At 72.0% G+C, this 14319-nt stretch carries 8 protein-coding genes; 3 read left to right on the plus strand and 5 right to left on the minus strand.

Annotated elements, in window-relative coordinates:
* Positions 1–9 precede the first annotated feature (9 nt).
* Complete coding sequence (locus tag AB0K25_RS22835) at positions 10–1023, minus strand: LacI family DNA-binding transcriptional regulator (RefSeq protein WP_357533566.1); 1014 nt, start codon at positions 1021–1023, stop codon at positions 10–12.
* A 368-nt stretch (positions 1024–1391) separates the two neighbouring features.
* Between AB0K25_RS22835 and AB0K25_RS22840 the strand changes: the two genes are divergently transcribed.
* A complete protein-coding gene (locus tag AB0K25_RS22840; RefSeq protein ID WP_255597568.1) occupies positions 1392–2837 on the plus strand; it encodes an arabinofuranosidase catalytic domain-containing protein in 1446 nt (481 codons plus the stop codon).
* Positions 2838–3210: 373 nt separating this feature from the next.
* Positions 3211–5457, plus strand: coding sequence for a helix-turn-helix domain-containing protein (locus tag AB0K25_RS22845; RefSeq protein ID WP_357533563.1), 2247 nt, complete (start codon positions 3211–3213; stop codon positions 5455–5457).
* Positions 5458–5460: 3 nt separating this feature from the next.
* On the opposite strand, the gene AB0K25_RS22850 is transcribed toward AB0K25_RS22845, so the two are convergent.
* Together AB0K25_RS22850 and AB0K25_RS22855 are read right to left on the minus strand one after the other, a co-directional pair.
* On the minus strand, positions 5461–6588 hold the full coding sequence (locus AB0K25_RS22850; RefSeq protein WP_308290724.1) for a helix-turn-helix domain-containing protein: 1128 nt from the start codon (positions 6586–6588) through the stop codon (positions 5461–5463).
* A 163-nt stretch (positions 6589–6751) separates the two neighbouring features.
* Positions 6752–8227: an RICIN domain-containing protein gene (locus AB0K25_RS22855; protein WP_357533561.1), complete on the minus strand. Its 1476-nt coding sequence runs from the start codon at positions 8225–8227 to the stop codon at positions 6752–6754.
* Positions 8228–8709: 482 nt separating this feature from the next.
* Between AB0K25_RS22855 and AB0K25_RS22860 the strand changes: the two genes are divergently transcribed.
* Entirely contained in the window at positions 8710–9606 is an 897-nt protein-coding gene (locus tag AB0K25_RS22860) for a hypothetical protein (protein WP_357533559.1), read from the plus strand.
* Between the two features lie 71 nt (positions 9607–9677).
* Here the strand turns inward: AB0K25_RS22860 and AB0K25_RS22865 are convergent, their stop codons facing one another.
* Together AB0K25_RS22865 and AB0K25_RS22870 are read right to left on the minus strand one after the other, a co-directional pair.
* Positions 9678–11279, minus strand: coding sequence for a class I SAM-dependent methyltransferase (locus AB0K25_RS22865; protein WP_357533557.1), 1602 nt, complete (start codon positions 11277–11279; stop codon positions 9678–9680).
* A 184-nt stretch (positions 11280–11463) separates the two neighbouring features.
* Complete coding sequence (locus AB0K25_RS22870; RefSeq protein ID WP_357533555.1) at positions 11464–14283, minus strand: M14 family zinc carboxypeptidase; 2820 nt, start codon at positions 14281–14283, stop codon at positions 11464–11466.
* Positions 14284–14319 lie beyond the last annotated feature (36 nt).

Raw genomic sequence — 14319 nt, forward strand, 5'->3', positions numbered from 1 at the left:
CGGGGCGGGTCAGCGGGTCCGGGCCGGGCCGGTGCTCTCGCGCAACGAGATGGGCGGCGCGTAGAGCCGGTGGCGGGGGGTGCCGCCGGGTGCGGCGATCAGCTCCAGCAGCAGCGACACCGCCTCGGCGCCCATGTCCCGGGTCGGCACGTCGGCGGCGGTCAACGGGGGGCGGAAATCCTCCGCCCAGTGCTGGGCGGCCACGCCGGTGACGGAGAAGTCACCCGGCACCGACAGGCCGGCGGCGTGCAACGCGCGCTGCATGCCGGGCAGTGCCGCTTCGTTGATGGTGGCCACCGCCGTGACCTGCGGATGCGTCGCCAGCAGCTGCGTCATGCCCGCCTCGCCCGAGGCGGTGTCGTCGCCGCAGCAGACGTCGATGCCGGTCAGGCCCCGCTCGGCGGTGGCCGCTTGGAAGCCGGCCAGGGCACGGTGGCTGGGGCCGTAACCCGCCGCGACCAGCTCGGCGGAGCGGTTCACCAGAGCCACCTGCCGGTGCCCCAGGTCGGCCAGGTGGTGCACGCAACGGGAGATCAGGGCCGCGTAGTCGACGTCGATCCAGCTCATCCCGTGCGGCTCGGCCGTCCGACCGATCGTCACGAACGGCACACCGGCCGTCGCCAGCCGGGTCACCCGGTCGTCGGTCAGCCGGATCTCCATCAGTACCACCCCGTCCACCCGCCGCCCGGTGACGATCCGCTCGAACGACCGGTCGTGGTCGCCGCCGGACGGGGACAGCAGCACGTCCAGGTCGTGTCGGGCCGCCGCCTCGACGACGCTGGCGACGAAGCCCAGCTGCATGTCGGTCAGACGCTGGTTGGCCGGGGGGATCACCAGCCCGAGGGTGCGGGTGCGCCCCTCCTTCAACGCGCGGGCGCTGGCGTTCGGCCGGTAGCCCAGCTCGTCGATGACCGCCTGGATCCGTTGTCGGGTCGTCGCCGACACGGCCCGCTTCCCGCTCAACACATACGACACGGTGCTGCGGGACACTCCGGCCCGCCGGGCGATCTCCCCGATGTTCATGCCCGCCCTCAAGCCGAATTCCGCCACCGGCGCGGGAATGCGCCGTGTTTGCCGTGGAGCATAACCGCCCCGCAATTCCCGATCGGGGCAGGAACAGTTCCGCCGCCGTCCTCCGGGGGCAATCCGCCGATGTCCGGCGTTGCGTGGTGCGCAGGGCGGGGCGGACAGGGATCGCAGGGTGGCGCAATATATCGACAGGGGTTAATGTTAAAGATCTGACGTCTTATGTCAGGAGTGGGCGCGGCTGACGGATCGGTCCCGCAACCCCGTCGTTCGGACATGAGGCACAGCCGCGCCAGAGGCAGCCAGCACCGCACCCGTACCGTTCCGGAGAGGTTTCGATGAATGTGTTGAGAAGGCCCAGTCGTATGACGATCGCCGTGGCGACGATGGCGACCCTGGCCGTCGTCAGCGGCGGCTCCGTGCTGGCGGACGCGCCGGGCGCGCGGGCCGCGACCACCGGCCCGTGTGACATCTACGCCGCGGGCGGTACGCCGTGCGTGGCCGCGCACAGCACCACCCGCGCCCTGTACGGTGCGTACAACGGGCCGTTGTACCAGGTGCGCCGGACGTCGGACAACACCACCCGGGACGTCGGGGTGCTGAGCGTGGGTGGTGTCGTCGACGCCGCGACCCAGGACTCCTTCTGCGCGAACACGAGCTGCGTGATCACGATCATCTACGACCAGTCGGGCCGCAACAACCGCCTCACCCAGGCGCCCGGCGGCTACTGGCCCGGCCCGGCGCCGGGCGGCTGGGACAACCTGGCCGACGCGAAGGCCGCACCGGTCACGATCGGCGGCCGGAAGGCGTACGGCGTCTACGTCTCGCCCGGCACCGGCTACCGCAACAACAACACCAACGGTGTCGCCACCGGCGACCAGCCCGAGGGCATCTACGCCGTCGTCGACGGCACGCACTACAACCAGTGGTGCTGTTTCGACTACGGCAATGCGCAGACCGACGGTCAGGCCGACGCGCCGGCCATCATGGAGACGGTCTACTTCGGTGCCAACAAGCAGTGGGGATACGGTGCCGGCGCCGGCCCGTGGGTCATGGCCGATCTGGAGTGGGGGCTGTTCTCCGGGGTGAACGCGGGGTACAACAACATCGCGTCCATCAACCACCGTTTCGTGACGGCCATGGTCAAAGGTGAGCCGAACCACTGGGCGATCCGCGGTGGCAACGCCCAGTCGGGGGGCCTGACGACCTATTTCGACGGGCGGCGTCCCAACGGATACCACCCGATGAAGAAGGAGGGTGCGATTCTGCTCGGCATCGGCGGCGACAACAGCGTCTCCGGCCGGGGCACCTTCTTCGAGGGCGTGCTGACCTCGGGTTACCCGTCGCCGGCCACCGAGGACGCGGTGCAGGCGAACATCGCCGCGGCGGGATACGCGCCGGCCGGTGGCGGCACCCCCACGCAGAGCGTCCAACTCGTGGGCACCCAGTCCGGTCGCTGCGTCGACGTGCCGAACGGCAGCACCACCAACGGCACGCAGGTCCAGCTGTGGGACTGTACGGGTGGCAGCGCGCAGCGCTTCACCCGGACGGCGGGCCGGCAACTCCAGGTGTCGGGCGGCAAGTGTCTCGACGCCTCCGGGCAGGGCACCGGCAACGGCACCCAGGTGATCATCTGGGACTGTCACGACGGGGCCAACCAGCAGTGGAACGTCAATGCCGACGGCACCATCACCGGCGTGCAGTCGGGTCGCTGCCTGGACGCCACCAACGCGGCCACGGCCAACGGCACCAAACTCGTTCTCTGGGCCTGCAACGGGCAACAGAACCAGCAGTGGAGCCTGCGCAGCTGACCGCCACGTCGTAACCGGCCGGTCGGCCGCCTCGTGTCCTGCGCGGGGCGGCCCGACCGTTCGGTCGTGTCGCGCTGCCCGGCCCGGTCTGCGTCGTCGTCTTTCCTGCCTGTCGTTCCGCGTGTCACCCGGGGTTCCCGCAGCAGCAGATCGAAGGCTACGGTCCGAACTGGAACCAGGTGTCGTTGCGGCCCAACGACGTCGACACCCGCCACGGCTGCGTCGACACCCACGGCAGCGCAGACGCGTACGCCCGGGCGTGCAACTACGGCGGCTACCAGACCTGACGGGTGAACGGTGGGTGATCCGACCATGCGCTACGTCACTCGTCGATGCCTGGAATCTCGGGCGGTGATCTGTGAGGGTGTGCTCGGTGAAGCCGATACCGAGCGTACCCGAACCGCCGACGCTGGGTGCCGTCCTGCGTGGGTGCCGCGTGGCGGCGGGCCTGTCGATCGAGGCGCTCGCCGAGCGCTGCGAAGTCAGCGCCCGGGCGATCAGCGACATCGAACGCGACCGGGTCCGTCGCCCGCAACGGCGCACCCTGACCGTCCTGTTCGACGTTCTCGCCGTGCCGCACGACGAGCGTCGTCGCCTGGTCGAGGCCACCTCCGTGCGGCCGGCCGGCGCGGAACTGCCCGATCCGCCTCGCTACTTCAGCGGCCGGGCAGCGGAGTTGCGGACCCTGGGCGGCATCGCCCGTCGCCCGTCAGGTGACCGGCAGCAGGCCACCGTGCTCGTCGTCACCGGACCGGCCGGGGTGGGCAAGACCAGCCTCGTCCTGCGGGCCTCGGCCGACCTGGCCACGGACTTCCCCGACGGCCGGTTCCTCGTCGACCTGCGCGGCATGGACGACGTCCCGACCACCCCGGGCGAGGCGCTGCACCGGTTGCTGCGGGCGCTCGGCGTGCCGGAACAGCGGATCCCCGCCGGCCGCGACGAGCGGGCGACGGCGTACCGGTCGGTGCTGTGTGAGCGCCGGGCCCTGGTGGTGTGGGACAACGCCGCCGACGAGGCGCAGGTCCGGCCGTTGCTGCCCGGGGCCGGACGCAGTCTCGTGCTGTTCACCAGCCGGCGGCGACTCAGCGGTCTCGACACCGCACAGTGGCTGTCGCTGGAGCCGCTGCCGGCCGAGGACTCCACCGCGATGCTGCGGGCCATCGCCCGGCCGGTCGCCGTCGATCCGACCGAACTCACCGAGCTGGCCCGGCACTGCGGTCACATGCCCCTGGCGTTGCGCGTCACCGGGCAACGCCTGTCGGCCGAGCCGGGGCTGTCCGTCGCGGAGCTGAACCGTCGGTTCACCGGCGAGCAGGCCCGCCTGCGGGTCATCGACGCCGACACCGCCGGCATCCACACCGCGCTGAGCCTGTCGTACCGGCGGCTCGGGGACGACCTGCGGCGGACCTTCCGGCGGTTGTCGCTGATGCCGGGTCCGGACTTCGGCCCGGACCCGGTCGCCGTGGTCACCGACGGCTCCGACGCCGACGCCGAGAAACGGCTGGAAGCCCTGGTGGAGAGCGGCCTGGTGGCTGCCGTGCCGGCGGACCGCTACGGGCTGCACGACCTGGTACGTGACTTCGCCGTCGACCGGCTGACGGCCGAGGAGCCGGACTCGGCCGGCCCGTTGCGGGCGTCCTCGCTGCGTTGGTGGCTGGCGCGGACCACGGCGGCGGGGCGGCACTTCGAGCCGGACGGACCGCCGTCGCTGGCGGAGTTCGGGGATCGCGATGCGGCGACGGCGTGGCTCGACGCCGAACGGGGCAACTGGTTCGCGGCGTTGCGGTCGGCCGCCGCCGAGGGGCTGCACGAGCAGGTGCTCGACACCGTCGACGCGCTGCACTGGTTCTCCGACAGCCGGGTGCACCTCGACCTGTGGCCGGAGGTCTTCCGGTTGTCCGCCGAGTCCGCCGCCCGGCTGGACGACCCCCGCACCGAGGCGGTCCACCTCAACTACCTGTCCTGGGCGCAGGCGATCTGCCAGCGTGAGTACGCCGCCAGCGTGGCCACCGCCACCCGGGCGCTGGACCGGGCGGTCCGTGCGGGCGACCCGGCCCAGCAGGGCTGGGCGCTGCTCTACGCCGCCAGCGGCCACACCGGGTTGGGCGAGCACGCGGCGGCGCTGCGGCAGCGGCAACGGGCCTGGGTGCTGCTGCGACGTGCCGCCGATCCGGAGGGCCTGCCGCAGGCGATGGCCTCGCTCGGCTCATCGCTGCTGGCCCTCGGTAGACCCGTCGAGGCGCTGCGGGTGCACCAGCGGACGAGATGCCTGCTCCGCGATCCGCGCTATCCCATCGCGGCTTTCGCCCGGGCCGCCACCGACGCGTTGAACTGCCGGCGGATCGCCGACGATCTCGCCGTCCTCGGCCGGTGGCCGGACCGTGTCACCGCCCTGCGGGAGGCGGTCGCGCGGTTGCGGGCCAGCGCGATGCCGGCGTTCGAGGCCCTGGTGTCGGTGGAACTGGCCGAGGCGCTGCGCCGCACGGGGGAGACCCGGGACGCCCCGGCGTACCTGCGGCGGGCGATCGAACTGGCCGAGGATTGTGATGATCCGGACCTGGCCGCCCGGGCCGCGACGCTGCTGGCCGAGCTCTCCCGCGACGGCGTGGACCCGGGGTGAGGGTCAGGTGCCGGTGGCGACGCGGGCGAAGGCGCGTACCAGCGGGTGGGGCTCGTAGCGGTGCTCCCGGCCGGCCGTGACCCAGCCCCGTTCGGCCAGGTCGAGGAAGCCCGCCTCGGCGGGGACCGGACCGGCCGGCCGGGTCAGCAGCCGGACGGCCCGGCGGGCCCGGGCCGGCAGCCCCGCGTACGTGCGCTCGAACGCGTCGCGCACCGACAGGTCACCGGCGACCAGCGCGTCCAGGACCCGCTCCGGCCTGGCCAACCGGTCGATCAGCCACTGCGCGCTCCACTGCGGCCGGGTCAGCAGCCGGTTCGCGGTCACCCGCAGGGCAAGGGGCAGTCCGCCGCAGCCGGCGGCGAGCGCTGCGACCGCGGGTGCGGGCGCGGTGCCGTCCACCATCGTGTCGAGGGCGGCCCGGGCGTCGGCCGCCGGCAGGGGCGGCACCAGCCACCGGTCGGTCGCCGGGAGGTCCGCCAGCGGGTGCCGGCCGGTGATCAGGGTGACGCCGAGGGCGTCGGGCGGCAGCAACGGCCCGACCTGGCGGTCGTCGCGCACGTCGTCCAGTACGACCAGGATCCGCCGGCTGCGCAGCAGCTCCCGGTACGCCCCGATGACCACCGGGTCGGGCCCGTGCGTGGACAGGGCGGACGGTGGCAGCAACCGGCGGGCGATCGTCGCGGCGGTGGCGTCCGCGACCGGTCCGAGGAACCGCACCCCGTCGGGGAACCGCCCGGCGAGGTCGGTGGCGGCCTGCACCGCCAACGCCGTCTTGCCCGCCCCGGGCAGGCCGATCAGCTGCACCGCGTGGCGGTGTTCCAGCCGGGTGGCCAGCCAGGAGAGGTCGTCGTGGCGGCCGGTGAAGTGGGCGGTCACCCCGGGCAGACCGGTGAGCCCGGCGACCTGTCCGGCGGCCGGGCGCAGTTGGCCGGCATCCACCCCGTCCAGGCCCAGGGCCGCGCCGAGCGCCTGCAGGGTGCCGTGGTGCGGGCGGCGGATCCGGTGCCGTTCGATCCCGCCGATCGTCCGGGCGCTCACCCCGGAGCGGGCGGCGAGTTCGTCGATGGTCAGTCCGGCGGCCATCCGCAGTGACCTGAGCCGGTGGAGCTGTTCCTGCGTGTTGTCCCGCACCCCGTACCCCCGCCAGGACGACTGCTGTCCGGTCCAGTAGACGTCGCCGGGGCGGCACGTGGGGTGAGGTCATCGTCACACCGCGTTCCGGGGCTGGTGGGACGCGCGGTGGTGGCCGTCCGCCGTCCCGGCCTGCGGGAGGCGGGACGGCGGACGGGGCCGATCAGGAGGTGCCGACCCGCTGCCACTGCTGGTTGGCGGCGCTGCCGCAGGCGTACTGGATCACCCGCGCGCCGTCGGCGGTGGAGTAGCCGGTGACGTCCAGGCACCTGCCGCTGTGCCGGGCGACGAGCTGGGTGTAGTCGGAGCCCGCGTCGCGCAGCTGCCACTGCTGGTCGGTGCGCCCCGACTGGCAGCCGAACTGCTGCACCGGTGCGTTGTCGGCGGTGGAGCCGCCGGCCACGGTGAGGCACTTGTCGCTGTGCCGGGCGACGATCTGCACGTACCCCGAGCCCGCGTCGCGCAGCTGCCACTGCTGGTTGGTGCCGTTGTTGCAGGCGTACTGGGCCACGGCGGCGGCGTCGGCGGTGGACCGGTCGAGCACGTCCAGGCACTTGCCGCTGTGCCGGGCGCGCAGCGTGTCGAAGGTGTAACCGCCGTTGACCCCGGAGACCACGCCGGTGGCGGTGTCGATGGTCAGCTGCGGATACCAGCTCATGGTCAACGAGGTGGCGGTGGGGAAGTTCAGCGGCAACCAGACGTAGCGGGACTGGTTGACCGGGCCGCCCGTCGCGCCGGCCCACCGGTCGCCGAGATAGAGGTACGAGGTGGCGGCGCTGCCCTGCACCGGCAGCACGTACGCCGACTGGGAGTCGTAGGTGGTGCCGTCGGCGAAGTTCGTCGGGTTGGTCCAGGTGCCGCCGACGCTGCTGGCGGTGGCGTACCGGGCCTGGTTGGGCGACCAGCCGGTGGCGCCCGAGGTGACCAGGAAGTAGACCCCGTTGCGTTTGAACATCGCCGGGGCCTCCCGGTAGTTGTCCGGCCACAGCGTCCGCACCAGCGACGCGACCCCGGTGTAGTCGGCGGTGAGGCGGTAGATGTTCAGGTCCGCGTTGTTGCGGGTGGCGGAGATCAGGTACGCGGTGCCGTCGTCGTCGCGGAACACCGTCTGGTCCCGGGAGTCGTGGCCGAGCGGCCGGAAGCTGCCCAGGTAGCGGTAGTTGCCGTCGACCGTGCTGGAGGTGGCCACCGCGACCCGGGCCTGGTTGTAGTCGACGCCGTTCTCCCAGTGCATCCAGAGCACGTACTGGCCGGTGCCGGCGTTGTAGATCACCTTGGGGCGTTCGATGTTGGCCGTCGCCAGCTCACCGGCGGAGGACTGGGTGAGCACGTTGTTGCGGAACTCCCAGGTGCGCAGGTCGGTGGAGCGGTAGACCGACACGTACCGGAAGGTGTTGTTGGCGTTGCGGTTCTCGCCGAACCAGTAGTAGTAGTCGCCCACCTTGATCATGCCGCCACCGTGGGCGTGCACGCCGGCGCCGCTGGTGTCGGTGAACTGGGTGCCGTTGGCCACGGTGACGGGTGCGGCCCGCGCGGCCGGGGTGGTGAGGGTGAGTGGGGCGAGCAGGACCGCGCAGGCGGCGAGGGTGAGGGCGGTGACGATCCGGCGGAGGGTGGTGGGGTGGGGCGCGGCAGGCATGGCCGCCTCCTCTTGCGGTGGGCGCGAGGTGCCGCAGGGACGCGCGGGACCTTTTCTCGACCCTCACGATAAGCCGATCCACCGCTACATGCCCATACTTCGATGCGATTGCCGTCGATGTGTTGCGACCCGGGGTGGGGGCGCGGCCCGGATGGTCCATGGGTCCGGTCGTCGCGGTTGTCGAGATCGTGACGAATGATCTACGTCACATTGTGAAGCCTTTTCGCAGTGTCGGGCACGGAAGGCGCGTTCCGGGCCGAATCCCTTTCCCGCACCGCACATTTCGCCGCCGAACGCACTCGCAGCGGGCTGGTGGGGCCGTCGTCGGACTCCGATTCGCCACTCAGCGTAGTCGCGGCTCACCCGCGCGTGGTCGGGCGGTGTTGCTTGCCGTCCGACAATCAGCGCCTCGGTTTGTGCCGCTCACTACCCTGACCGATGATCCAGTGCCTGGGTACCGTCGACAGCGATAAGGGCTTCAGATGAGCAACAGTCACCCTCCGTACGGAGAACAGCCGGATCCGAACGTCACCCCGTGGAGCGGGCCGCCGGCGCCGGCCGCCGGCTACCCGGCGTACGGCCAGCCCGGTCAGGCCCCGCAGTACGGCCAGGCCCCGCAGTACGGGCAGGCCCCGCAGTTCGGTGTTCCCGTGCCCCCGCAGAAGTCGAACCGGGGCCTGGTCATCGGCCTCATCGTCGGCGCGGTGGTCCTCATCCTCGCGCTCTGCGGCGCCGGGATCGGGCTCGCCCTGGTCGGCGACGACGAGGCCGACCCGACGCCGGGCCCGGTCGCGACCACCGCTCCCGGACCCGGGACCGGCAGCGGCACGGACACCCCGCCGACCGCGCAGCCGTCCGAGTCGTCGCCGGAGCAGCCGAACAACAACAACGCGGTGACCGCGCGCTACTCCAGCGACCTGTCGTCGGTCTGCGACGGCAGCCCGATCCTCAACGCCGCCACCTACAGCGGCCCGACCACCGCCAAGGCGTACGTCTTCTCGAACAACCCGGAGCGGCCGACGTTCTGGTCGTCGAAGCTGGTCGGCTCCGACAAGCGGTACTACGCCAAGTCGGCCGACTTCACCACCGTGTCGGTGGTCGGCTGCATGTCGATGGTCCCGGGCAGCGAGGGCGCGCCCAAGAAGTGCGACTACAAGGCGAGCGACGGCAAGAACGTCAGCGTCTCCTACATCTCCTCGCGCTACCAGCTGACCTTCTTCGCCGCGAAGACGGCCGAGAAGATCGGCGACGGCGGGGTCGTCAACGCCCCGGCCACCCGGTGCCCGAGCTTCATCTCGTACAACAAGACGACGATGAAGGCGTACGCGGCGCCCGACAGCGGCACCATCGAGGCGGCCCTGGACAAGTTCCTGTCCTGACCGGCTCCTGACGGCGGTGCCGGGGGCGGGGGATTTCCCCCCCCGCCCCCGGCCTTCCGTCTCCCGCCGGATCAGGTGTTGACCGGCCGGCGGGCGACCAGCAGCACGTGCGTCACCGGCCAGTCCAGCGGGCTGCCGTCCAGCGCGGACAGCTCGGCGGTCGGCGCGAGCCGGTGGGTGACGATCCAGTCGTTGCGGTACGGGCCACTGGCGGGGTCGACCTCGAAGCCCACGTCGGCCAGCAGCGCCTTCCAGTCGGCCCACTCCAGCCCGCAGAACTCCTCCTGCGTCTCCGACAGCCAGTTGTCGGTGTAGTCCTTGCGGGTGAGGAAGTCCATCGCCGAGCCGAGCGGCAGCTCGACCACCGCCCCGGTGCCGTCGTCGACCGGGCGGAACCCGAACGGGAACCGGTAGTCGACGGCGAACTGGTCCAACCGGGCCCGCGTCGACAGCCCGGCGAGCCGCTCGGCCACCTGGTCGGCCGGCAGCGCCGCGAGGTCGGGGTGGGGCCGGGCCGGGTTCGCCCCGTCGGTCGTCGACAGCCGCAGCCGTACCGTCCGGTCCCGGCCGTCCGGTCCGCACACGTCACTGTTGATCCACACCCCGCCGGGCACCGTGTGGTCGTAGATGGCCTGCACGAACCGGCGCAGCGACGCCATCTGATCGCCGTACGACCAGATCTCGTGGGTCAGCGCGAAGGTCATCGTGGTGTCCACCGAGCGGGGTGCGAACACCGCCCCGCCGAGCACGTTGCGGCGGTAGAAGAACACGTTCGGGTTGGCGAAGAAGCCCTGCGCCTTCTTGTGCACGCACTCCTCGTAGAGGTGCCGGGCCACCTCGACCCCGATCAGGTCGCTCTCGCGCAGCGTCGGCTCCCGGTCGGCCAGCTCCAGCACCGCGCCCGCGCCGCAGCCGACGTCGACGATCCGGCCGGGCCGTACGTGCTCGCGCACCGCCGCCCACTTACGCTGCGCCGCGTCGGCGAACGCCTCGGCGTACGTGCGGTAGTCGCGGGTGGCGGTCAACCCGCCCTCGTCCCCGACCACCGGGTCGTTGACCACCGAGCGGACCAGGTCGTCGAGCCGGTAGCGGGCGTAGACGTCGAGGGTCGCCGGGTGGGCCAGCTCCCGCCACGACGGGTCGTCGGCGGCCAGCCCCAGCAGCACGTCCCAGGGCCGGGCGGGGGTCGGGTCGACGTCGGCCTCCACCCCGGCGATCGGGTACCCCAGCCGGGCGTACATGGCGGCCACCTGCGGGGTCGAGCAGGCGACCACGGTGTTCGCCGGCGTCAGCTCCAGGCCGGCGGTGGCCGCGACGTTCTTCAGGGTCACCTCGGCGAACCTGTCGGTCTCGGCGGTGTCGAAGACCGGCACCACCACCGACCGCAGCCCGGCCAGCACGCTGAACCGTTCGATCGCCGCCTCCCGCCGGTGGTAGGGGACCGGGTTGCGGCGGGTGTTCTCGTGGTTGGCGGAGGTGACCGCCCAGACCACGGTGACGCCGTCGTCGGTCAGCTGAGCGTTGCCGTCGGTGGCGGACGGTGCGCCGCCGCCCCCGGCGTGGTCGCCGTCGGCAGCCTCGTGGTGACCGCCGGTGGCGAGCCGGTGCAGATAGTCGGCCTGGAACCGGGTCAGCAGGTGATGTCGGCCGGGAAACAGCAGGTAGCGGGGCATGCACCGTTCCTAGCCGACGTCGGATCACCGGCTCCGCGCGGGGTGCCCGGGGGCGAGTGACCGGCCCGGGCATCCCGCGGAGTGCCCCGGGGCAGGTGGCCGGCCCGCCACCGTGCCGGATCGCCCGGGATGCCCGGGCGGGTGGGGGCGACGCCGCACGGCGTCGCTCCCACCCTGACGGGTGCTAACCCACCACGGAACGCAGCGGGACCTGTTCGGCCCGCAGGGTCCGCACCAGGTCACCCAGGAACGGGTGCTCGTCGACCTGGAGACCCGCCGGGTTGGGGATCACCAGGTACGCCGAGCCGCCCGCCACGGTGACCCGGGCGGTGTCGGTGTACCGCTCGACGACCGCCTCGGCGCGGGTCAGGTCACCGGCGGCCACCTGGAGGGTGAACGGCCGCCACTCGCCGCCCAGGTTCTCCGCCACCGGCGCCGCCGCCGCGGCGGCGCGGGCGGGGTCGACCGGGACCGGCGACGCGGTCCGGGCCGCCGGGCCGCCGCCCGGGTAGAGCAGCGCGTTGGCCACCAGGTGCAGACCACTCTCGTTGTACGCCCGGAACAACGGGTTGAACGCGAACAGCACCGCCCGACCGGCGCCGGTCGGCTCGTCCACCACCGCGACGGTGCCCTTGAGCGCGTCACCCTGCACGGTGTAGCCGTTGGCCCAGAAGGTGTCCCCGCTGGGGTAACGCAGCACGTTGCGGCCGGTGCTGCTCGGGGTGAGGATCGGGTCGTTGTTGTTGAACTCGAAGTCCTCCGCCGGCCGGCCCAGCCCGACCGGGCTGTCCGGGTCCACGTCGACCCGCAGGTGCGAGCCGATCACCGTGTAGCCGGTCGGCTTCGGCTTCTCGGTGGTGGAGGTGAGACCGGCGGCACGGGCCAGCCGGGTGCCCTCGTTGCGCAGGCCCAGGTAGGTGTGACCCTGGGCGATCCAGGCGCGCAGGTTGGCCTGCCCGGTCGCGGTCAGCCCACCTGTCGCGTTGCTGCCGTCCGGCACCAGCAGCACCGTGCGGCCGGTGAAGGCGGGGGTGTTGTCGTTGATGTCGGCGGTGGTGACCGGGGTCAGGTCGAGGCCCCACCGCTTGCCCAGCACGTACCGGGCCTCGCCGTGCGAGCCGGAGGTGGTGGAGATGCCGGTGCCCTGGAACAGGCCGACGTCCGGCCGGCTGATCGGGGTGCCGACCGCCGCCGTGGTGTACGGGGTGAGCGTGACGCCCAGCTTCTTGGCCGTGGTGTTCAGCTCCGGCGTCAACGCGCCGGCCGGCATCCCCACCTCGCCGCTGTCCAGGTCCCGGACCAGCTGCACGCCCTGACCCAGCAGGGTGAAGGTGAACTCGGCCGCGGCGGCGGAGTCCAGCGCGTAGGTGTAGGAGCCCTTCAACGGCGGCGCGGCGAGGATCTTGCCGCCACCGGTGTTCTGGATCTTGTCGATCAGCTCCGCGTTGGGCTTGACGTCCGCGCCGGTGTAGACGGCGTTGAGACCCATCAGCAGCGGGTTGCTCCACGACGACACGTCGTAGAAGTACGGGAACGGCGTGTACGGGTCCTCACCCATGATCGCCTGGATCCAGTGCTTCTGCGGCTGGTTCATCGGGATCCAGTACGACCCGACAGGCACGGTCAGGTTGGTCGCCGAACGGCCACCGAAGAGCTTCGCGGTGGGCAGCTTGACGGCCTTGCGGACCTGGTAGACCTCGACGTCCATCCGGCGCAGCCGCTCGACGAGCTGGCGGGCGTCGGCGAGCTGCCGGTCGGGCAGCAGGAAGTACGACCGGACGGTCTGCGCCGGCACCGGGAACTGCACGGTGTTGGTCGGCTGGACCACCTCGTTGGGCTCCAACGCGCCGGCCCGGCCCTGGGCGAGGGCGTCCTTCCAGACCTTGAACCAGCCGGTGAGCACCTCGACCTTGTGTGCCGCCGCCCAGCCCAGCGTCGACCACTGGGTGTGGAACTGCTGCTGCACCCGGTCGGCCACCGCCGACGAGCTGCCCTTCTCGAAGGTCATGCCGGCGGCCCCGAAGCCGGCGGCCGGCACCGTGTCGCCGTACCCCATGAAGAACAGGTCGTAGGTGGAGTAGTTGAAGTAGCACTCGGTGGTCACCGTGGCGTCACACGCGCCGTTGTAGCCGAAGCCGGCCTTGTTGGCCTCGCCGATCCGGTTGATCCAGTCGACCGCCTCGCCGGAGATCTCGTGGTGGATCGGGTCGGCGTTGGGCGGGAAGAAGTACTGCCGGCCACCCATCTCGTGCGCGTCGATGAAGACCTGCGGCGGGTACCTGCGCATCAGTTCGAGCTTGCCGTCGGTCTCCTGCTGGGTGCGGGCGAACCAGTCCCGGTTCATGTCGAAGCCGTACTCGTTCTGCCGGCGGCTGGCGTCGCGGCCGTCCGGGTTCTGCGTCGGCACGATGATCGTGACCAGGTTGTCGTTGCGCTGCTGGACCTCGCAGGACAGGCCGGCGGCCAGCTCGTACAGTGTCTTGAGGGCGGCGTCGGTGCCGCTCTTCTCACCGCCGTGCACGTTGGCCGTCACCCAGACGATGGCCGGCGCCGCCTCGGCGATCTCACCGGCCTGCTGCTGGTCGAGTACCCGGGGGTCGCGCAGCGAGCGGACGTCCTCGGCGATGCCCTTGAGCACGGCCGGCCGCACGTTGCGCTCGTTGGACACGATCGCGTACGGCAGCGGCTGGCCGAGCACACTGGTGCCCATCACGCCGGTGACGACCCGCTTCGACGCGGTGTCCACGGCGGTGAGGTAACCCCGCACCTCCTCGTTGGTGACCACCCGTTCCTGGCCGGTGCCGAGCGGGAAGCCGAGGAAGCTCTCCGGGCTGGGCACCGAGGCCAGCCGGTCGGTGGGATCGGTACTACAGGTCGTCGGGGGTGCCGCCGCGGCGGGCGGGCCGACCACCAGGGGGGTGATGCCGGCCAGCAGGACGATGGCGGCGGCGCTGGCCAACCGTGGGGAGGAGAGCAATGTGGAGCGGATGAGCGGAGTTCGCATGAGGCGTCCCGATTCCCTTCCCGGGAAATGAATCAA

This window comes from Micromonospora sp. NPDC049257 (genome assembly GCF_040678915.1).
GTDB lineage: Bacteria > Actinomycetota > Actinomycetes > Mycobacteriales > Micromonosporaceae > Micromonospora > Micromonospora antibiotica.